The sequence below is a fragment of the Roseibium sp. LAB1 genome (genome assembly GCF_054658235.1).
On record NZ_BAAGIB010000002.1, the window covers coordinates 1,062,847 to 1,084,223 of the forward strand.

16 protein-coding genes and 1 pseudogene are annotated in these 21,377 nt (G+C 60.1%); 10 read left to right on the forward strand and 7 right to left on the reverse strand.

The window, feature by feature from the left end:
- The first annotated feature begins 216 nt into the window (after positions 1–216).
- The 4 genes from ACYQ54_RS14820 to ACYQ54_RS14835 all read left to right on the forward strand — a co-directional run bounded on the left by ACYQ54_RS14820 (position 217) and on the right by ACYQ54_RS14835 (position 5,908).
- The gene (locus ACYQ54_RS14820; RefSeq protein ID WP_460083556.1) at positions 217–3,366 is read left to right on the forward strand and encodes a putative bifunctional diguanylate cyclase/phosphodiesterase; all 3,150 of its coding nucleotides are present in this window, start codon (positions 217–219) and stop codon (positions 3,364–3,366) included.
- Positions 3,367–3,520: 154 nt separating this feature from the next.
- Positions 3,521–4,360, forward strand: a complete 840-nt coding sequence (locus ACYQ54_RS14825) for a patatin-like phospholipase family protein (RefSeq protein WP_460083558.1) — start codon at positions 3,521–3,523, stop codon at positions 4,358–4,360.
- Positions 4,361–4,553: 193 nt separating this feature from the next.
- Positions 4,554–4,820, forward strand: a complete 267-nt coding sequence (locus tag ACYQ54_RS14830; RefSeq protein WP_460083560.1) for a hypothetical protein — start codon at positions 4,554–4,556, stop codon at positions 4,818–4,820.
- Positions 4,821–5,038: 218 nt separating this feature from the next.
- Complete coding sequence (locus ACYQ54_RS14835; RefSeq protein WP_460083562.1) at positions 5,039–5,908, forward strand: MBL fold metallo-hydrolase; 870 nt, start codon at positions 5,039–5,041, stop codon at positions 5,906–5,908.
- A gap of 69 nt (positions 5,909–5,977) precedes the next feature.
- Here the strand turns inward: ACYQ54_RS14835 and rsmD are convergent, their stop codons facing one another.
- Together rsmD and ACYQ54_RS14845 are read right to left on the reverse strand one after the other, a co-directional pair.
- Positions 5,978–6,535: a 16S rRNA (guanine(966)-N(2))-methyltransferase RsmD gene (gene rsmD / locus ACYQ54_RS14840; RefSeq protein WP_460083564.1), complete on the reverse strand. Its 558-nt coding sequence runs from the start codon at positions 6,533–6,535 to the stop codon at positions 5,978–5,980.
- A 263-nt stretch (positions 6,536–6,798) separates the two neighbouring features.
- Positions 6,799–7,965, reverse strand: a pseudogene (locus tag ACYQ54_RS14845) (pseudouridine synthase); the annotation flags it as partial.
- Between the two features lie 216 nt (positions 7,966–8,181).
- Here ACYQ54_RS14845 and ACYQ54_RS14850 point away from each other — a divergent pair.
- Complete coding sequence (locus tag ACYQ54_RS14850; RefSeq protein WP_460084821.1) at positions 8,182–8,643, forward strand: nucleoside deaminase; 462 nt, start codon at positions 8,182–8,184, stop codon at positions 8,641–8,643.
- 162 nt (positions 8,644–8,805) lie between these two features.
- Complete coding sequence (locus ACYQ54_RS14855) at positions 8,806–9,990, forward strand: porin (RefSeq protein WP_460083566.1); 1,185 nt, start codon at positions 8,806–8,808, stop codon at positions 9,988–9,990.
- A 76-nt stretch (positions 9,991–10,066) separates the two neighbouring features.
- Here the strand turns inward: ACYQ54_RS14855 and ACYQ54_RS14860 are convergent, their stop codons facing one another.
- Both ACYQ54_RS14860 and mutL read right to left on the reverse strand, forming a co-directional pair.
- Positions 10,067–10,945: an alpha/beta hydrolase gene (locus tag ACYQ54_RS14860; RefSeq protein ID WP_460083567.1), complete on the reverse strand. Its 879-nt coding sequence runs from the start codon at positions 10,943–10,945 to the stop codon at positions 10,067–10,069.
- Between the two features lie 63 nt (positions 10,946–11,008).
- Complete coding sequence (mutL, locus tag ACYQ54_RS14865) at positions 11,009–12,901, reverse strand: DNA mismatch repair endonuclease MutL (RefSeq protein ID WP_460083569.1); 1,893 nt, start codon at positions 12,899–12,901, stop codon at positions 11,009–11,011.
- Between the two features lie 114 nt (positions 12,902–13,015).
- On the opposite strand from mutL, the gene ACYQ54_RS14870 reads away from it, so the two are divergent.
- A complete protein-coding gene (locus ACYQ54_RS14870; protein WP_460083571.1) occupies positions 13,016–13,891 on the forward strand; it encodes a TIGR01459 family HAD-type hydrolase in 876 nt (291 codons plus the stop codon).
- A gap of 28 nt (positions 13,892–13,919) precedes the next feature.
- On the opposite strand, the gene ACYQ54_RS14875 is transcribed toward ACYQ54_RS14870, so the two are convergent.
- On the reverse strand, positions 13,920–14,492 hold the full coding sequence (locus ACYQ54_RS14875; RefSeq protein WP_460083573.1) for a TetR/AcrR family transcriptional regulator: 573 nt from the start codon (positions 14,490–14,492) through the stop codon (positions 13,920–13,922).
- Positions 14,493–14,696: 204 nt separating this feature from the next.
- On the opposite strand from ACYQ54_RS14875, the gene ACYQ54_RS14880 reads away from it, so the two are divergent.
- Both ACYQ54_RS14880 and ACYQ54_RS14885 read left to right on the forward strand, forming a co-directional pair.
- Positions 14,697–16,070 (forward strand): efflux RND transporter periplasmic adaptor subunit, encoded by a 1,374-nt coding sequence (locus ACYQ54_RS14880; protein WP_460083574.1) that lies wholly within the window; start codon positions 14,697–14,699, stop codon positions 16,068–16,070.
- Positions 16,067–19,192 (forward strand): efflux RND transporter permease subunit, encoded by a 3,126-nt coding sequence (locus ACYQ54_RS14885; protein ID WP_460083575.1) that lies wholly within the window; start codon positions 16,067–16,069, stop codon positions 19,190–19,192. Before ACYQ54_RS14880 ends, ACYQ54_RS14885 begins: the two co-directional genes overlap by 4 nt.
- Before the next feature lie 120 nt (positions 19,193–19,312).
- Here ACYQ54_RS14885 and ACYQ54_RS14890 read toward each other — a convergent pair whose 3' ends face one another.
- Entirely contained in the window at positions 19,313–20,005 is a 693-nt protein-coding gene (locus ACYQ54_RS14890; protein ID WP_460083577.1) for a protein phosphatase CheZ, read from the reverse strand.
- A gap of 173 nt (positions 20,006–20,178) precedes the next feature.
- Positions 20,179–20,562 (reverse strand): response regulator, encoded by a 384-nt coding sequence (locus ACYQ54_RS14895; RefSeq protein WP_006935666.1) that lies wholly within the window; start codon positions 20,560–20,562, stop codon positions 20,179–20,181.
- 249 nt (positions 20,563–20,811) lie between these two features.
- Here ACYQ54_RS14895 and ACYQ54_RS14900 point away from each other — a divergent pair, with 249 nt between their 5' ends.
- The gene (locus ACYQ54_RS14900; protein WP_460083579.1) at positions 20,812–21,258 is read left to right on the forward strand and encodes a MaoC family dehydratase; all 447 of its coding nucleotides are present in this window, start codon (positions 20,812–20,814) and stop codon (positions 21,256–21,258) included.
- Positions 21,259–21,377: the final 119 nt, after the last annotated feature.

Sequence of the window (21,377 nt, forward strand, 5' to 3'; positions counted from 1 at the left end):
AGTTGTTTTTTCTTAATGGGCCTTAAGAAACACATTCAATACAATTTAACCAATACAGCCTATTGAGAAAATTGGCAGGGATCATTTGCATAAAATCACCGTGCCCGGTGGCCATAACAAAGAGTGGATTGTCCTTGCCGAACAAAGAGCAGCCGAGGCTGTTCGGGGGAACAGGTGCTACGCGTGGGCAAGCAAGAGTTTTGGCAACGGAAGGAGTTGCGCGACGATGAATCGCGCACGCAAGCGCGTGGGCGAAACCCGAGCGCCGTTCTGGACCGGATACTCACGCGTTGGTGCAAGGACGAAACCTGTTTCGAAAAGCCGCTCCGGGCCCTTTTCCTGTCATTTCTCTGCCTGACGGTCGCCGTCCTTACCCTTCAGAACGTCGTTACCGAGTACCGTACGCTGCGCGAGCCGCAGGATCTGATCGTCCAGACCACCGAGCGTCTGCTGATGCATCAACGGACGCTAGGTGAAGAAACGCTCGACCAGGCGGTGAGTGTCGTCAGCGCGGACGCGGCCTTGCAGACAGCCATCCGCAACAAGGACACGGCCAACATCAAGGCCATTGCCGACCGGGTCTTTGCCGGAAAAGCCGCCGACCTCAATATTGCGGAGCTGACCATCTATTCCGCCGACCAGCAGGTCGTCTATCGCGCGAAGAGCAACGCCTCACCGGGCCAGGATGCCGATGCCTTCCAGTCCGAACTGAATTCCAGCCGGTTCCGCGAGGCCGATGCGATCGAACTTGGCCCGAACAACGAATTCATCGTCAGCGTGCTCAAGCCCTGGCTCGTCGAAGGCATCCGGATCGGGTATCTGAAACTCGCGATCAATATCGAACAATCGCTCGCGCTGGCCAGTTCCGCGGTCAATGCCCAGATCGTCAAGGCCTGCGAAGTCGCGGAAGCAGGTGATTCCAGCACGGTTCACTATAAGGTGCTGGGCAATCTGACGCCGACCGGCTTCGACTTCAGCAAGATCGCCTCCAACGGCCACTTCGCCGGCTTCAACAGCTTCTTCCTCCAGAACAGCAAGGTGTTCATGGTTCGCGATCTGCCAATTATGGTCGTAACCCCGAACAACGACGTGAAGCTCCTGCTGGTAAAGGACATCACGGACAACATCTGGGACTTTGCCAAGGGAACGTTGTTGTCTCTGATGGCAGGTATCGGTCTGGCGCTGCTCGCCTGGACGGTGGTCTTCCGTCTGTTGTCCCGGCTGCAGTCCTCCGTGCAGCTGACACGCGCTCGTCTTGAAGCGGAAGTTCTGGATAATACCCTTAAGCTGGAAAGCAGCTCACTTCAGCTTGTGGAAGCACAGCGGATAGCGCATGTGGGCAGCTGGGAACGCGATATCGCTTCCAACGAAATCCTGGGGTCTGAAGAATACTATCGGATCATGAGAATCCCGCCGGATCTTCCGGCAGCCGAGATCCAGCCCTACCTGTTTGCCCGTATCCCCGAGGAAGAACACCGGAAAACCCTGGCAGCGGTAAATGCCGCGGTGAAGTCCTGCGGCGAATTTGATGCCGAACACTCGCTTGTGCATGATGACGGCAGCGTCCAGTATCTGCATGTTCGCGGTTACGTGCTTGCCGGTCTGGACGGCAAGGCCTCCAAGGTAATCGGGACCGTTCATGACATTACCGACCGCTGTCTGGCGGAACGCAAGAACCTCCTGCTTGCCAATATTCTGGAGTCCTCGCTGAATGAAATCTACATCCTGGACGCGGCGACCTTCCAGATCGAATATGCAAACCGCTGCGCCCTAACCAATCTCGGTTACACGATCGAAGAGCTCAAATTCCAGAAGATCGGCGACATCGACCCCGTTTACGACCCGGAAACGGTCCGCCGCCATGTCGCTCCTTTGCTGAATGGTCATCGGGACCACCTGTCGGTCGAAAGTGTCCACCGGCGCAAGGACGGCAGCGAATACCCGGTAGACCTGAGGGTCCAGCTTCTTCGGGATCAGGACCGCGATCTGTTCGTGGCCATTGCCAACGATGTTTCGGAACGGGTGCAGCGCGAAAACGAAACCCGCGAAGCCAAGATCCGCGCCGAACGTCTTGCCTATTTCGACCCCCTGACGAAACTGTCCAATCGCGCCGGCTGTCAGCGCGATGCCAAGGAGCGTTTCGCCCGGATCGAAAAACCGGCTTTTCTCGTTCACGTCGACATGGACGGCTTCAAGCGGGTCAACGACACGCTCGGTCACCAGGCGGGCGATCACTGCCTGGAGGAAACCGGTCGCCGCTTGCGCGAAGTCTGCCGCGGACTGGGCACTGCCTATCGTTGGGGCGGCGACGAGTTCGTCATCCTTGCGGAAAGCGGTATGGCCGACCCCAACGAGTTATGCGAACGGGCTCGCCGGGTCATGCGGATGCCGATGGAGTTCAACGGCAACAGGTTCTGGCCGACCGTGAGCATGGGTCTGGCGCTGTGTCCGGAGGACGGCGACGACTTCGACACGCTTCTGGTCAATGCCGACCTCGCCCTTTACCAGTCCAAGGAGAACGGCAAGGATCGCTACACGTACTTCCGGCCGGACATGCGCACCGACAGCGAGACGGAAGCACAGATCGAACTGGAACTGAAAGACGCGGTCAAGAACGACCAGTTCTTCCTCGTGTTCCAGCCCCAGGTCAATCTGCGCACCCAGGCCGTCACCGGCATCGAGGCGCTGGTGCGCTGGCAGCATCCGGAACGCGGCACGGTTTCGCCTGCCGATTTTCTGCCCGTCGTGGAAAAATCCGGGCTCGCGCCGATCCTGGGTGAAATCGTCCTCGACAAGGCCTTTGCCGCTGCACGCCACTGGATCGACCTGGGCCTCGATTTCGGCCGCGTGTCCGTGAACGTCTCGCCGTCACATCTGTCGTCCGGGCTGTTGCTCGAGCACTTCAAGGCGGCGATGGCAAAACACAATGTCGGGCCGGACAGAATTACCGCCGAAGTGCTGGAGTCGGTTTTCCTCAACGACAACCGGTCCGGTCACCTGGTTGCCCTGAGGCAACTGTTCGAACTTGGCGTTCATATCGAACTGGATGATTTCGGGACCGGCTACGCGTCCCTGTCCCATGTCTCTGACCTGCCGATCAACGGGCTCAAGATCGACCGGTCGTTTACCCGCCAGATGCTGCAGGACCCGAAAAAGGAAGTGATCGTCAACCAGCTCATTCACCTGGCACGGTCGCTCAATATCGGCATCGTCTGTGAAGGCGTTGAAACCGAGGAACAATATGATCGCCTGCGGATGATGGGCGATTTCTCGATCCAGGGTTATCTGATCGCGCGGCCGATGCCGTTCGATCAGGCTACGGACTGGATGTCGGAAGCCGCGGACGACCTTTATTTCGTGCTCTGAGTTCCTCCTATTTCATTATCTGAGTTTCCCCCGGCTTCGCACTGCCTTTTCGGCCAGCTAGGGCTTTTGCAGGCGATCGTATGGTTGGCAAGGGCCGATTGAGCACCCATGTGCAGGGTAATGCCCATAGTGCCGGAACCGGACCATGCCATCCATGTCTTCCCCCAGAATCGGTCTTGCCCTTGGTGGCGGCGGCGCGCGAGGCCTTGCGCACATCCCCGTTCTGGAGGCCCTCGACGATCTCGGCATCAAACCTGCCCGGATCAACGGAACCTCCATCGGCGCGCTCATGGGCGCCGCCTATGCCAGCGGCCGCAGCGGCCAGGAAATCCGCGAGATAGCACTGGAGACATTTGCTGATCGCAACAACGTGTTGTCGCGCCTGTGGCAGCTCAGGCCGCGCAGGTTCGCCGATGTGTTCCGCGGCGGTCCCGTGCAGTTCGACCCACTGCGGGTGCTGGAGGTCTTCGTCGCGGACTACCTTTCCGATACATTCGAGGAACTCGACATTCCGCTGCGCATGCTGGCAACCGATTTCTACCGCTGCGAGGAAGTTGATTTCGAAAGTGGCCCGCTGTTGCCGGCACTGGCCGCATCCATTGCGATTCCCGCGATATTCAGACCAGTGCGGTATGGCGACCGGTTTCTGATCGACGGCGGCGTCGTCAATCCACTGCCTTTCGACGGCCTCAGGGGAACTTGCGACATTGTCATTGCCGTTGATGTCGTGGGGGCGCCGGTGCCGCGCGAGAACAAGGAAGACATCAGCATGCTGGATTCCCTGTTCGGTTCTTCGCAGATCCTCATGCAGACCATCACCAGGCAAAAACTGAAATCAGATCAACCGGATATCCTGGTCAGCCCGCCACATGATTCCATTCGCATACTGGACTTCATGAAAGCCGAGCACATTCTGGATAAGGCAGAATCCTTGCGTACGGTTACCAGGGAACAATTGGAGAAATTGATAAAAGAAACAATGGAAGTTACTTGATGGCAACATGCGCAAAATTATCCGTATAATTCATTTTTATTGGAACGGACTTTGCGTTTAACAAATCATTAATCTTACTCCTAAATACTTTTCTCAATCTATTAGGAGAAGGTCAATGCGGCCATCGGGATCAACAGATTTGGAAGCCTGTCCGGTATCGGACGATTTGCTGAAACGGTTACTGGACGCAACGTTGAACGCGGTAACGGATGCGGGGTACCAACTGCCGGAACAGCAGCGCGCGGCACTCGCCGTCTACTGTTATCGCCGCGCACATTTCCGCCGCCTCGGCCTGTCGCTGGCATCCCTGTGCAGCCAGCAGGCACTCGTGATGGAAGCCGGCCATGCAGGCGACCTGATCTACCGTCAGGCAAGCAGCGCAGGTTTTGCAGGCGAAGGCGACACAGGCAGCCGGACGGCAAAAACCGGGAAACCTCCGGTCAGTCTATACGTGGTTTGAAAGTCCATTCCGGGGCTGGTTCTTCCTCCCACCCGCCCCCACCTTAGGCAACCGCCTTTGCAGCTCTCAGCGCAAGCCGGTTGCCTTTTCTTTTGGCATGCCCCCCGCAAAACGTCTCAAGTTTCAGGCAAACGGCCTGCCGTACCGCGGCTGCTCCTTGCCGATGGCGGTCCGCCCCCTACTATTTTGCTGAGGACTGGTTTTCGGGATGGATTGACATGGCAGCGCACAGTTCCCCACTTCACGCACGTCGACACATGGGAGCCCTGGGTGCCAGGGCGCTCCGATTGGTTCCCTTGCTGCTGGGGCTTCTGGTTAGTGCTGTGCTGTCCGCACCGGCATTCGCGGTCTGTCAGTTGGTGGCCGATGCGCCTTACAGAACGCCGGGTCCAAATGAAGTCCGGATCTGGCGCGCGGCCCTGCAGGCAAATGAAGTGCAGATCCGCTACATCGGCCATTCCACCTTCGAACTTGAAACACCCAAGGGTGTGCGGATCGCGACCGATTACAATGACAGTGTGCGACCGCTGCTGCCCCCGAATGTGGCCACGATGAACGGCGCGCACAGTACGCATTACTCCATCAGCCCGGACCCCAACATCGAGCATCTTCTCTACGGCTGGAACCCGAAGGGCGGCCCGCTTGATCACGATGTGACGATTGACGACGTCCGCATCCGCAACATCCAGACCAATATCCGCGGCTGGGACGGGGAAGAGCGCCGGCTTGGCAATTCGATCTTCATCTTCGAAGTCGCCGATATGTGCATTGCGCATCTGGGCCACCTGCATCACCGGCTGACACAGGAAGATCTCGTCCGCCTTGGCCAGATCGACGTCGTGTTTGCCGCAATCGACAACAGCTCGACGCTGCGGCTGGACAGTCTGATGGATGTTCTGGAAAGCATCGGACCTGCGATGGTCATCCCGATGCATTTTCACTTTTCCGGCGCGTTGCAGGCATTCGTGGGCCGCGCGCAGGAAGCAGGATACGAGATCGTGCAGGCGAAGGCACCGTCGCTTCTTGTCAGTCGTTCCAGCCTGCCGGTCAGGAAAACCGCCTACATCATGATGCCTGGCGGCGCCTGACAGCCTGAACGGCCCCTGGAAACGGACTGCGCCGCCTCCCTATGATGTCGCGACTGACCCGAGGAGGTGTCAGCCGCTGTATCGCAGGAACAGAACCTGGCTGTCGCCCGCCTGACGGCGGTCGAGTTCCTCAAAGCCTTCCGGAATGTCGATCTGGGCGGAAGACCTTTCCTCGAGCACACACAAGGCGCCCGGCTTCAGCCATTCGCCCCCGGCTGCAGAGACCAGTGCCTTTTCACCCAGCTTCTTGTCGTAGGGCGGATCGGCGAAGACAAGATCGAAAGGCTCGATGGTGCCGGCGCTGCCAAGGCGCGTGGCATCACGACGGAATATCTTCGCAGCGCCATTGAGGCCGAGAGCTTCCATGTTGCGGCGTATGATGCCACGGGCTTCCGCCCCTTCTTCGATGAAGGTGCAATGACGGGCGCCCCGGCTGATGGCCTCAAAGCCCAGCGCACCGGTTCCAGCAAACAGATCCAGCACCCTTGCGTCTTCAAGATCAACATCCAGGCCATGGGCCAGAATGTTGAAAATTGTTTCGCGAAGACGGTCACTCGTGGGCCGGGTGTCCTGCGATTTGGGCGCAGCGAGAGCCGCGCCCTTGAACCGCCCGGCGACTATTCTCACGAACGATCCCCGCGACGCGGCGGCCGCCCACCCTTGGGGGGTCCGCGCCGTTCGTCCTTGTCACGGCTGGAACGGCGTTCCTGCTGCTTGTCTTCCACCGTGCCTTCCTCACCCCAGATTCGACGCGGGGGCGGGGCGAAACGTTCTTCACTGAAATCCTTGCGCGGTTTCGGCTCGGAGGTCAGACGGAAACGGGAACGCGGCGAGACTTTTACCTTTTCCTGGCGCGGCCCGGAATTCTTGCGCGGTCCCTGGCCGGACCCCTTCTTGCGTTCTTCACGCTGCTCGTTGCGTTCGTTTTTTGCCGCCCGCTTGCGGTCAGTCTCGCTGCGGCCTTCACGCGCGGTCATCCAGCGGCCCTGGCTGGACTCGCGCTTGCCACTATCCCGGCCGCCACCGTCACGGCTGCCGCCATCCCGACCACCGCCATCCCGACCACCGCCTCGCTTCGCACCGGCAGGTTTCTTTTCGGCTTCGGGCTTGGGCGCATGAAAGATCGGAGCATCGAAATCCGCACCGGCTTCCTCGGCCAGGGCATCGCCCAACTGGTCGCGCAGAACACGTCCGCGAATTTCGCGGACGTCGCCTTCCGGCAGATCCATCAACTGGAACGGGCCATAGGACAGACGGATCAGCCGGTTCACGGCAAGACCCAGATGTTCCAGAACACGTTTGACCTCACGGTTCTTGCCCTCGCGCAACCCCACCGTCATCCAGACGTTGTTGCCCTGCTCCTTGTCGAGCGTTGCCTCGATAGCGCCATAGAGCAAACCGTCAATCGCGATACCGTCCTTCAGGGTATCAAGATCCGCTTGGGTTACCTTGCCGAAGGCGCGCACGCGGTAGCGGCGCAACCAGCCGGTTGCCGGCAATTCCAGAACACGCGCCAGCCCGCCGTCATTGGTCAGGAGCAAGAGGCCCTCGGTGTTGATGTCGAGTCGGCCCACGGTCAACACGCGCGGCAGGTCTTCCGGCAAGCGTTCGAACACCGTCGGACGTCCTTCCGGATCCTTGTTGGTGGTCACCAGACCGCGCGGCTTGTGATAGAGCCAGAGCCGCGTGCGCTCGCGCAGCGGCAGAGGCTCGCCATCGACAAGCACCTTGTCCTCCGGTGTCACGGTAACCGCGGGCGTCGTCAGGAGCTGCCCATTGAGCTGGACGCGGCCGTTTTCAATCCAGACCTCGGCCTCTCGGCGCGAACACAGGCCAACACGCGCCATCACTTTGGCAATGCGTTCACCGCGGTCGCCGGCTTCGCCCACGATAGGTGCGGGGGCCGGTTTCGGCGCACGTTTTTCGAAGCCGCCCTTTTTGGGGCCGGCTTTCGGTTTATCGCTCGGTGCGGGCCGGCGTTTTTCCGGTGCACGTTTGTCGCGTCCACGGCCTTTTGCGGGACCCGGGCGCTCGGAAGAGAATTTTCTTGTCGTCATGCGCGCGTCATAGCAGAGCTTGAGCCTTTCGGGAATCGCTTGTTTTCTGCATAAACCGCAGAGATGCCGTGTTCAGGACGCATGGCGTAGCCTTGTTGCTGCCGCAGATGCCTTCCCGGGGCTGACGGCCGCGGCGTTTCCGGGTAAACAGGAGCGACCGGACAGCGTGTCAAATCAAGGCGATGTCCATATTTGCGCTCCAACACGTCCAGCCCGATGTCCACCGTTTCCGCCAACCAGCTATCTTTCATGGATCTCGCGATTGAAGAAGCCGAAAAGGCTGCCGCACGCGGAGAAGTACCCGTCGGTGCGGTGCTTGTCCGGGATGGACAAGTCGTCGCCAGAAACGGCAACCGGACGCTGGAACTGAACGATCCGACCGCGCACGCGGAAATCCTCGTGATCCGAACCGCATGCGAACTGGCCGCTTCCCAGCGCCTTCCGGACTGCGATCTCTATGTGACGCTCGAGCCCTGCCCCATGTGCGCGGGAGCCATTTCCTTTGCCCGGGTCCGCCGGCTTTACTACGGCGCCGGTGATGAAAAAGGCGGCGCCGTCGATCACGGCACGCGATTCTTCCGCCAGCCGACCTGCCATCATGCGCCGGATGTCTATTCCGGCATTGGCGAGATCCGAGCAGCGGGCCTGCTCAAGTCGTTCTTCCAGACAAGGCGCTAGCTGGATTCTTCGCTGGATTGACCGGATTGCCCGTTGCCGAAAGGCAACAACGGCAGCCAAACACACCTGAGAGCAGCTTTCGTTACTTCGTTAATCTGAAACTGTCATCTACGAACGACATATTATGTGTGGGGGTATTTCCGCACTTCATCGGAGTATCAAATGACTCGTAAAGTTGTTCTCGGGGCAATCGCCGGTTTCATCGCAGCCGCAAGTCCGGCTCTTTCCGCTGACCTGCCGGTGGCTCCGGAACCTGTCGACTACGTCCGGATCTGTGACGCCTACGGCGCCCGCTTCTATTACATTCCCGGTACAGAAACCTGCCTGCGCGTCGGCGGCCGTGTCCGGACCGAGTTCCGCGTCCGCAACTTCGGTGAAGCCGAAAATGCGTGGGGCGACCGTGACACCGACGGCTACCAGTGGCGTTCGCGCGGGTATCTTTACCTCGACGCACGCACCGCGACCGAGTTCGGCACCCTGCGCGCCTTTATCGAGTCCTACATCACGCTGACCAACGCCTCCACGGCAACCACGCTGGACAAGGCCTATATCCAGTGGGGCGGCCTGCTCGCCGGTCATAACGGGTCGAACTTCGACTTCTTCACCGGTTATGCCTTCAACGCCCAGATCGAAAGCTATTCCGACCGCAAGCTGAACCAGATCGCCTACACCATGGCATTCGGCAACGGCTTCAACGCGACGGTTGCGCTGGAAGACCGGTCGGGCCGCGAACAGAACATCGCAATCAACGGCACCAACCAGACCTACGGCGGCACCCGCGCACCCGACTTCGTCGCGGCTCTCGGTGTCAACCAGGGCTGGGGCCAGGCGCAGATCATGGGTGCCCTGCACCAGGTTTATCCGAGCGCGGCCTACAATGGCCTTGCCGGCCGGACCGAAGACGAACTTGGCTGGGCTGCCGGTGCCGGTGTGACCGTCAACTTCGGCGGCTTTGCCAAGGGCGGCGCGGTCTCCCTGCAGGCAGTCTATACAGACGGCGCCAGCGGATTTGGGTCCACAGGCTGGAACAGCCGCATCACCGACGCGGTGTGGAACGGCACCAGCACCGAGACCACCAAGACGCTGAACATCTTCGGCGGCGTGACCCTCGGCGTGACCGATACCGTCCAGGTGAATGTCGAGGGCGGCTATCATGATGTCGACGGCGGCACGAGCGCTTACGACTTCACCCAGTGGGACGCAACGGCCAACGTGGTCTGGGAACCGGTTTCGGGCTTCCTGATGGGCCCGGAAATCCAGTATCGCGACGTCGACTACAGCCGCTCGTCCGGCCTGAACGACACCTACGAGCTTTACGGCACTTTCCGTCTGCAACGCACGTTCTGAAGACGGCAATCAGACAAACGAAAACCCCGGACACTGATCCGGGGTTTTCTGTTTTCAGGGCTATGTTCTGGCAGCGTCAGGCGCCTTCGTGCCACTTCGCCCAGGCGGAGAGGACGATATCCCACATTCCGTTTGACCATAGATTGCTGTGGCCGGCGCCGTCGACGATCACCAGTTCCTTTGGATCATGCACAAATTCATGGAGACGCTTGCCGTGCTCCACCGGAATGACCCGGTCTTCGGTCCCGTGCACGATCAGGACAGGTGCGGAGATCTTGCCGACGCGTTCCCGTGTCGGCATCGGGTCCGTCATCATGAGCCCTACCGGCAACCAGGGATACCGCTTTGCGGCCATGTCAATCAGCGCCGTATAGGGCGCCTCCAGCACCACAAGATCCGTTTGCGGGCGCTCTGCGGCCACCGCCGCGGCAACACCCGACCCAAGGCTTTCACCGTGGATGATGACAGGTGTTCCTGATGCCGCCATCCGGTCGAAATGCTCCAGACCGTCCGAAATCAACGCCTGTTCCGAAGGACTGCCCTCACTTCCGGCATATCCCCGGTAGCTGGGTGCATAGAGGCCGAAGCCGCTGTCCAGGATCAGCTTGAACCGCTTCCAGCGGCCGGACACATTGGCAGAGTTTCCGTGAAAATAGAGCGCGGTGGGGGCACCTTCCGCTGAGGGCTCCGCGCGCCAGACGGTCACCCCGGTGCCATCAGCCATCGCCACCGTCTCGACCGTAACACCCTCCAGTCCTTTTTCCTCCGGTGTGCTCAATTCACCCGTTGGAACGAAGATGAAGTTTCGCTGATTGAGATACATGTAGCCTGCCGCCATGGCGTAGGCGATGCCTGCAATGATGGCCAGGCGGGAGAGCAACGCCCAAAGGGCGCGTCCCGGTCTGCTGGATTTTTGCAGGCTCTGATCCGCGCTGCCGGAGCCGGTTTGCGTCATGTGACTTTCTCCCGTTGCTCCGGTGTCTACGGTCCGCAACGGGAGGCCGATCAGATTGCCGGGTTATTTGCGGCCGAACAGCTTCTCGATATCGCCGAGTTTCAGCTCCACCCAGGTTGGCCGGCCGTGGTTGCACTGGCCGGAAAGCGGTGTGGCTTCCATGTCGCGCAACAGCGCATCCATTTCCTCCGGCCGCATGCGCCTGCCCGCCCGAACAGAACCGTGACAGGCCATCGTGGCGGCAACATGATCCAGCTTTTCCTTGAGACCTTCCGCCGTGTCCCATTCGGCAAGCTCATCGGCCAGGTTCCGGACCATGCCCTGGATATCCATGTCACCCAGGATCGCCGGGGTTTCCCGCACGGCGATGGCGCCAGGCCCGAAGGCCTCAAGTGACAGACCGACCTTTTCCAGATCTTCCGCGCGATCGGCAAGCCGGATCGCATCTTCTTCCGGCAGCTCGACGATTTCGGGGATCAGCAGGATCTGGCGGGCGACGTCCTTCTTTGCCAGTGCCTCCTTCAGACGCTCATAGACAAGCCTCTCGTGGGCGGCGTGCTGGTCGACGATGACGACGCCATCCTCGGTCTGCGCGATGATATAGGTTTCGTGGACCTGCGCCCGGGCGGCTCCCAGCGGAAGGCGGGTCTTTTCCGCCTCGACCGGAACCTCACTTGCACGAGCATCTGCCGAAGGTCTCGCAAAATCGGCAAAGCCGTTCTGGCGCTCGAAGGCAGGCTGCGGTGCTTCGGCAAAGCCTGTCGCTGGCACGCTTTCCGTTTGAAGTGGGCTGAAGGCTTCCGGCACCCAGTGAGGTGCGGCGGATGTGCGCGTATAGGAGCCGCCGCCGTAACCGCCGGAACCTGCCGGAGATGACGGCGGATGGCCAGTCTGCGAGAACCCCGCCGATTGTGCCCTGATGGCATCCAGAGCAACAGCGGCATTTGACGTCGATGACCGGTGCCCAGACTGCACCAGCGCATGCTTGATGGCCCCCACCAGAAGCCCGCGCACAAGCTGACTGTCGCGAAAGCGCACATCGGCTTTGGCCGGATGCACGTTGACATCCACCAAGGCCGGATCAAGGTCGATGAACAGGACCACGACCGGATGCCGATCGCGGGCGAGAACATCCGCATAGGCACCGCGCAGGCCGGACAGAAGCAGCTTGTCCTTCACCGGCCGGCCGTTGACGAAAAAGAACTGGTTCTGGGCATTGCCGCGGTGGTGGGTCGGCAGGCCTGCAAACCCTGTGAGGCGGACACCTTCGCGGGCTGCGTCAATCTCCATGGCGTTGTCGACGAAGTCCTGGCCGAGGATCTGTGCGATCCGCGCCAGATGCGGTTCGTCGCCGCGCGCGGCGGGCCAGCTCTGCGACTGCCGGTCGGCACCGCCGAGGGAGAAGCCGATTTCCGGATAAGCAAGCGCAATCCGCTTGACGATTTCGGTGATGGCGGCAGCTTCCGCGCGGTCGGATTTCAGGAACTTCAGCCGGGCAGGTGTCGCGAAGAAGAGGTCACGCACCTCGACCTGAGTGCCCTTCGTGCGTGCAGCCGGCACAAGCGGCTGTTCCCGGCCGCCCTCGACGGCGATGGCCCAGGCATGGTCCTCGTCCTTGTGGCGGGTCTGGATCGCCAACCGGGCAACGGAGCCGATGGACGGCAGCGCTTCACCGCGAAACCCGAGTGTGCGGATGTCGAACAGGTCGTCGTCGGAAATCTTCGAGGTGCAATGGCGACGGATCGCAAGCTGCAGATCCTCCTGGCGCATGCCCTCGCCATCATCGGCAACGCGCATTAGCGTCTTGCCACCGGCTGCGGTGACGATCTCGACCTGTTTTGCCCCGGCGTCGACGGCGTTTTCAACCAACTCCTTGATCACGCTGGCGGGTCGTTCGATAACTTCGCCCGCCGCAATCTGGTTGATCACCTGTTCGCCAAGTTGCCTGACCTTCATGAAACTCCCTCTACTCGGTTTCGCACCGCGCCATGTTCCTATATGGTCCGCGCCGAGTTTGCGTCGATTCTTCAGCAAAGCTTATCAGACCTACCCAGATCCGAGTGACCCGCCATGACAGTTTCTGCACCGCTTCTTGTTGAGGGGCTCCGCACCCTCGCCCCGTCCTACAAGGGCATCCTGTGTGACGTGTGGGGCGTGCTGCACAACGGTGTATCTGCTTTTGAAGGCGCGCACAAAGCCCTCAAGGCCTTCCGTGAGGAAGCCGGCGGCAAGGTCGTGCTGATCACCAATGCACCCCGTCCGGCCAAGCAGGTCGGCGAGATGCTGACAGGTCTCGGCGTACCGGACGGAACTTACGACGACATCGTCACTTCCGGCGACGTGACCCGCGAAATTCTGGTTGCTCAGGGCAAGAAGACGCTTCTGCACATTGGTCCGCACCGGGATCAGCCGCTATATCACGGTCTTGAAGCCACCTTCACGACCAATGACGAGGAAGCCGAGGGCATCAGCTGCACCGGACTGGAAGACGACGAGGTCGAAACGCCCGACGATTACCGCGACCGGCTGCAGAAACTGGCCGAACGCGGCCTGCCGATGATCTGCGCCAATCCCGACATCGTGGTGGAGCGCGGCGAGCGCCTGATCTGGTGCGCCGGCGCCCTCGCCCGTCTTTACGAAGACCTGGGCGGTGAAGTCGCCATTCTCGGCAAGCCTCATGCCCCGATCTATGATGCGGCGATGAAACGTCTTGCGGCGCTCGCCGGCGAAGAGATTGCCAAGGAAGATGTTCTGGCAATCGGTGACGGCCTGCCGACCGACATTCGCGGCGCGGTCTCACAGGATCTCGACGTGCTGTTCATCACGGCCGGCATTCATGCATCCGATTTTGGTCCGAGCGACGCTCCGGACGAACACCTGATCCGCCGCCGCCTTGCCGAAGAGGGCCTGCGCGCCCGCGCCGCCCTACCGCGCCTTTGGTGGTAATCCATCAAAAGCGTCAGACCGGACTGGCTTAATCTTCGGAATTCGGGCCATGTCCCTGCAGATAGGTCTGGACGTAATTTTCCACGTCCAGGCCTTCGTGGCCCGTGCCCAGGCCCATCTCCTTCATGAAACCCATGACCGCAAGCGGCGCGATGAGCGCGACGGCGAAGCTGACCGGATCTCCCGGTTTGAGCTGCCCGTTGCTCTGGTGCCGGGCGAGAATGCGGGCGACACCCTGAAGGTTTCGCAACAGGAAGGGTGTGACCGTACGCAATTCAGGATGCTGCGGCACCTGCGCAAACAGCGTCAAGGCAAGCCCGCTGTGCTTCCGGTAGGTGTCCAGATAGCGGCGGACGACTTCCAGAAGATCAGACCTGACGTCGTCCCCCGGTGACATCCTGCCGAAAGAGACGTCGGAGAGCGTATCGCCGATGGCGGCCTCGATCAGTCCAGCCTTCGACCCGAAACGGCGAAACAGCGTGACTTCGTTCACCCCTGCCCTGTCCGCGATTTCCCTGGTCGTGGTGCCGCCGAACCCGCGTTCGCAGAACAGCTCGATAGTTGCGGAATAGATCTCTGAAACATCTACATTTCTAGGCACTTGGCTGCAAAACGCGCCGGGCGCGTCCTCAATTTTCCTGAAGTCATTCTGTCGCACCTAACGCCAAACACCCCGTCAATGCAAGCAATCACTTGCAATAAAATTGAAGCATGCCTATTTGCAAGTTTAGACTTGCATTAAAAGGAATGTCGCCGGACGGAGGGTTACCACCTGTCATGCGAACACTTTTCTAGGAGAGCTGCCGTGTCGCTTTTGCGAAAAGCCCTGATACTCCCCCCCGTGCTCGCCGGTGCGGCGGTGCTGTTCTATGCGGTGAGCGGACGGGAAGCGCCCAGGCGCACCGACATCGGGGAAACGGCAACGGTCGTGCGCGTGGTCACGGTAGAGCCTCAGGACTTTGTGCCACGCGTGACGGGATACGGGACGGTCGACCCGGCCCATACGCTCGATGCGATCGCGCAGGTCTCCGGCCGTGTCACTTTCATCAATCCGGATTTCAAGCGCGGTGAATTCATTCCCGAAGGGGAAATTCTGGTGACACTTGCGCGGGAAGACTATGAGCTGGAGATCGCCGAGGCACAGAGCGACATCGCCAGCGCAGACGTGGATATCGAACAGCTGGCCGTCACGCTGGACACTCAGAAACAGTCGCTGGCAATCGCCAAGTCCGTCCTTGATCTGGAGCAGCGCGAACTGGCGCGGCTGAAAACGCTGCTGGAGCGCAAGGTCGCCTCCGACCAGCAGGTCGAGAACCAGGAAGGCATCGTTCTTCAGCAAAGGTCGCGTGTTCAGGATCTGGAAAACGAAATTGCGCTCAACCCGGTAAAACAGAAGGCGCTGGAGCAGGTAAAGGCCAAGAACGAGGTTCGGCTGGAGACGGCGAAGCTGAACCTTGACCGCACCACGATCCGTGTGCCCTTCGACGCAAGGGTCTCGAGGGTCAATGTGGAAATCGACCAATATGTCGGCGCCGGCAGTTCCATCGGAGAACTTGACGGGATCGACGCGGCCGACATCGACGTGCAGATCAGCCCGGGCAACATGGCCGGGTTTGCCAATCTGGCCTTTCCCGGGCAACTGGAAACGGAAGACGGCGTCATCCGCGCGCGCCACTCTCTCGACCGGCTGACGGCCAAGGTCAGGGTCGGTTCCGTCGGCGACGCCGCCGTTTGGGACGCGCGCGTCAAACGGGTCAGCGACACGGTCGACCCGGACACCCGGTCCATCGGACTGATCGTAAGCGTGGACAAGCCCTATGACACCATCCGGCCGGGCATCAAGCCCCCTCTGGTCAAGGGCATGTTCACCGAAGTCGAACTGTCTGCACCACCTGTCGCGGATCAGATCGTCCTGCCGCGCAACGCAGTCCACGGCGGCACCATCATGACAGTCTCATCTGAAAGCCGTCTGGTCCTGGTTCCGGTCGACATCGCCTTCCGCTTTGATGACATCGTCGTGCTGGGATCGGAACTTGCGGCAGGAACGAAGGTCGTCGTCAGCGACGTTTCACCCGTGATCGAAGGCATGCTGCTGAAGCCGGTCGAGGACGAAACAGTGAAGGAAAGCCTGACTAGAATGGCCGGCATGGATGCTGTCAAAGGTGAGGACCGGCAATGATCCGCTACTTCGCCCAGCACCCAACCGCTGCCAATCTGTTGATGGCGGGTTTCATCATTCTCGGTCTCCTGAACCTTCCGGGCCTTTTGCTGGAAACCTTTCCGCAAATCCCGATCAAACGCATCACCGTGACCGTCGCCTATCCGGGCGCAACCTCCGCGGATGTCGAACGCACGGTCTGCCGCAGGATCGAGGATGCGCTCGACGGGATCGAAAATATCGACGAGCTGAAATGCGATTCCCGGGAAAATCTTGCGCTTGCCACGGTCAAGATCATCGAAGGCAAGGATATCGACCAGCTGATGCTGGATATCGACCGCGAGATCAACGCGATCTCCGATTTTCCCGAGGGCGTCGAGGATCCGATCATCGAGGAGGCCGGCCGCCTGAGCGAGGCCACGTCCGTCGTCATCACTGGAATCGACGACAAGCCGCAGCTTAAAAACTACGCAGAGGCGGTGAAAGACCGCATGCTGAAGTTCGGCGGCATTCCGCAAGTCGAGATCTCGGGCTTCTCGGACAGACAGTTCCGCATCGAGGTTCGCGACGCCGCCGCACGCGAGGTTGGGCTGACGCTCTCGGAAATCGCAAATACCCTGACCCGGCAGAATATCAGCGCACCATCCGGCGAGATCTCCGCCGAAGGCGGATCGATCCTGCTGCGCTTTGCCGACGAACGCCTTGCCGCTGACGCCTATGCATCGGTGATAGTCGCTTCGTCGCCGCAAGGTGGCCAGATCAAGCTGGGCGACATTGCCACGATCACCGATCTCTTCGAGGACGAAGAGGTGGAAACCCGGCTCAACGGCAGGCTGGCGGCTGTTCTCGACATCTCGATGACCCGTAGCGACGACCTGATCAAGGTGGTGGAGCGGGTGCAGGAATTCGTCGGCGAGGAACAGGCCCGCACCGCCCCCGGTGTAACGCTGACCATCATCAACGACGGCTCCATCATCCTGAAGGACCGGCTGTGGATGCTGGTCAACAATTCACTGCAGGGCCTGGCCCTTGTCGTCGCGGCCATGTGGATCTTCTTTGGCGGACGGCAAGCCTTCTGGATCGGCATGGGCCTGCCTGTGTCCTTTCTGGGGGCGCTCGCCGCCATGTCCCTTCTGGGCCTGACGATCAACATGCTGTCGATGGTGGCACTTCTGATCGTGGTCGGCATCATGATGGACGATGCCATCGTCATTTCCGAAAACATCGCAACGCGCAGGCAGCGCGGCCTCAGCCCCCTTGAAGCGGCCATTCAGGGCACGCTGCAGGTTGCTCCGGGGGTATTGTCTTCGTTTGTGACGACCACGGCCATCTTCGGTGCGCTTGCCTTCATCGAAGGCGATCTCGGCGATCTGCTGCGGGTGATCCCCATCGTCATGCTGCTGGTGCTGGCCGTTTCTCTCGTGGAAGCCTTCCTGATCCTGCCCAACCACCTCTCCCACGGTGCGACACACGACACGCCAAGCTGGGTTACCCGCAAGGCGGAGAGCGGTGTCGGCTGGGTTCGCGAACATGTGGTCGGGCCCAGCGCAACATGGGCGGTCAGGAACCGCTATTTTACCGTCGGCTTCTGCCTCATGATCTTTCTTGGTTCCGTCTCGCTTCTTGCCGGTGGACTTGTGAAATTCCAGGCCTTCCCGAATGTGGAAGGCGACCAGATCGAAGCACGGATCGAATTGCCGGCCAGCGCGACGCTCGCCGACACCCGCAAGGTGGTGGCGGAGACCGTCGGTGCGCTGGAGCGCATGGATGCGGCGCTATCGCCGCGCAATCCGGACGGTGCTTCGCTGCTCAAGAACGTACTGGTCCGGTTCAACGAAAACAGCGATGCCGGGACCAGCGGAGCGCATCTTGCGACCATCGACATCGATCTGCTGGACGGACCGCTACGCGATGCCGGCAACCAGGAGATCCTGAAAACCTGGCGCCAGGAGTTGCCCGAGACCCTCGACGTCCGGCGCATCATCCTGACCGAATCCAGCATCGGGCCCGCGGGGCGCGCCATCGAATTGCGTCTGGCCCATAACGACCTGCAAGTGCTTGACCGGGCTTCGGAAGACCTTCAAGCCTGGCTCAACGGTTATGACGGCGTCTACAACATTTCCGACGATCTGAGCCTTGGCAAACCGGAACTGGCCCTGTCGCTGAAGGACGGTGCCGGAGCGGTCGGGCTTGATGCAAAGGCAATCGCGGATCAGTTGAGAGGCGCCTACAACGGTATTACCGCCGACGAGGTTCAGGTCGGCTCGGAAAGCTTCGAAGTCGATGTCCGCCTTGCCGGGAGCGACCGCAACAGCCTTGGTGATTTCGAACTCTTCACCGTGGAAACACCTTCGGGGCACCGGGTCCCGCTCGGGTCTGTTGCCGAAATCCGTTCCGATCGCAGCTATACGCGTATCAACCGCATCGACAGGGTGCCGACCGTAACGGTGACAGGCGATGTTCTTCTCGGCATTGCCAATGCCAACGAAGTCGTCAAGGATACGGAAACCCGTTTCCTGCCGCAGCTAGTGGAAAAATATCCCGGGCTGCTCACCTCGACCGAAGGGCAGAACGCGGAAGGTGCCAAGACCCAGGCGTCCATGGTCAAGGCACTCGGCACGGGCCTGATCTTCGTCTTCATCCTGCTCAGCTTCCAGTTCCGCAGCTATAGCGAACCGATCGTCGTAATGACCTTGATCCCCATGGCCTTGATCGGCGCCGTCTGGGGGCACTTCCTGATGGGGATCGACTTCGCAATGCCCAGCATGCTGGGGTTCATCTCGCTCGCCGGCATCGTCGTCAACGATTCGATCCTGCTGGTTCAGTTCATCAAGGACGAGCACGACCCGTCCCTGGAAAACGTTGCGGATATCGCCCCTCTGGGCGCCAAGGCCAGGTTTCGCGCCATCCTGCTGACGTCGGTCACCACCATCGTGGGCCTGCTGCCGCTGCTGTTCGAAACAAGCCCCCAGGCACAGGTGCTGATCCCGCTGGTGACCTCGATCTCCTTCGGGCTGATCGGCACGACACTCATGATCGTGTTCGTGGTCCCGGCCTTCTACACCATCCTGGATGACTTCGATCTCACCTCGCTCGCCAGGGAACGCAAGGCACATCGGGAGAAGCTGGCAGCCGCCGAATAGATGCTCCTCTCTGACTTCGTCATCCCACGGCTAGACCATGGGATGACGCCGGAGAGAATGTTCGGAACCAAAAAGGGCCCTCCAATGGAGAGCCCTTCGTAATCTTTTCTTCAGTCCGGGTCAGTCGAACAGCTTGTCGATGTCCGCCTGCGCGCCGCCCAGCAGCGCATCGATATCGTCCTGGGAGACACCTTCGCCGGAATGCTGCGGACCATGGAGGATCAGCTCGCGCTTGCGGCGTTCCGCTTCGGTCTCGACCAGGGTCGCGTCCAGATCTTCGGGAATGCGCAATTGCTCGATGAAGGAGGTCACACGCTCGTCGATGTAACGCAGCGTTGCGACAACCTTGGAAATTCGCTGGCCGGTGATGTCCTGAAAGGTGCAGGCCTCGAAGATGCTGATCATCTTGTTGCTGACCAGTTCCTGATAGGCATCGTGGTCGCTGGCATCAGCACCCATGATTTCTTCGGCCGCTTCCATGATGGTGTTGGTGGCTTCTTCCGTCGCCTCCACGATGGCGTCCAGTTCCCGTCCGGCGTCCGGGATCTTGCTGCCAGTCATGTCATTGGCACGCAATTGGGAGATTTCCTCCTTCATGCGCCTGATTTCCTTGGCGATGACAGTCAGTTCTTCCGTGACGGCCGGTTGAACGGTCGACAGAAAATCGTGCATCGAACCCGACATGACTTCTGCAAGATGCATCACGTCGGTCAGGGAAACTTCACCTTGCCTGTTCTTGTTTTCCTGCAGGAAGTCTATGACTCGGGCAATGTTTTCCTGTTTCATACTGGCCACCAGATCGAGCCTTTCCATTTTGAAAGCATCCTCCGAAGCACGGATCCGAATTGCTCAGGAACCGCTATTACTTTTCGGATGCACCAAAGCTGACCCGACCTGCCTGCCCAGCAAGACCGCGCCGATCATGTACATCCGTCTGGCACTGGCGGAGGTGCGCCCCAACGCTGGCCTCCGCCAAGTGCAAGAAATCAATCGGAGAAGACCGCCTCGATCTTGCCTTTCAGTGTCTGAGCATTGAAGGGCTTCACGATGTAATTGTTCACGCCGGCTTTTTTGGCGGCGATGACGTTTTCCGTCTTGGATTCAGCAGTCACCATGATGAAAGGCGTCTTGCTGAGACTGCCGTCGGCACGAACCTGCTTCAGCAGCTCGTAACCGGTCATCGGTTCCATGTTCCAGTCGGAAATCACCAGGCCATAACGGCGCTGTTTCATTTTTTCCAAAGCTTCGGTGCCGTCCGCAGCATCGTCGATGTCTTCGAAACCGAGTTGCTTGAGCAGGTTCCGAATGATGCGAATCATCGTTTTGTAGTCATCGACCACGAGGACCGGCATCTGAAGATCAAGGGCCATTGTCTACTCCATACTGTCAATTTGCGCGGCCCCTGGCCGTGGGCCGGTGGAAACGCGTTATGACTTCGAAGGAGAGCGACACATTATGTGTCCTCACCTCCCCACACTCAACGCAATCTACCGACTGCCCCTGAAAAGACCGTTAATATCAGGCGCTTTTTTCTTCGCCCAAAGCACAATTGCCAGAAAACCTTGCACCGCCTAGCGTCCGCCTACTTCAAATCAAGACAAAACAGGGCGGAAACCGTAATGTTGGAACTGCAAAAACTCTGCTTCGAAGATCTTTCGGTCGGCATGAGTGAAGTACTCGTAAAGCATGTGAGTTCTTCGGATGTGGTCGGCTTTGCGGAAGTATCCGGCGACCGGAACCCGATTCATCTGTCCGAACATTTCGCTGCCCGCACCCCCTTCAAGACGAGAATCGCCCATGGCCTCTATACTGCCAGCCTGATCTCGGCCGTACTTGGCACCCGCCTTCCCGGTCCCGGAGCGATCTATCTGTCGCAGACGCTCAATTTCAAGGCCCCGGTCAGGATCGGCGACGACGTCAAGGTGACTGTCACCGTCGAGGAACTGATGGAGCGTGGCAACCGTGCCCGCCTGTCCTGCATCTGCAGTGTCGACGACACCGTGGTCCTGGAAGGCGAGGCGCTGGTGAAAGTTCCCGGCCGGGACGAGGATCGCTCGGGTCTTTGACGGGCTGCGCCTGCAAAGGCAAGTCTTCGGCACATCCCCATCTTGACCTTTGCTTTGCTTGACGGCAGGTTCCACGCCAAAGTCGGCGGGGCTTTCCTTCACGGAGCGCCTTTATCGAC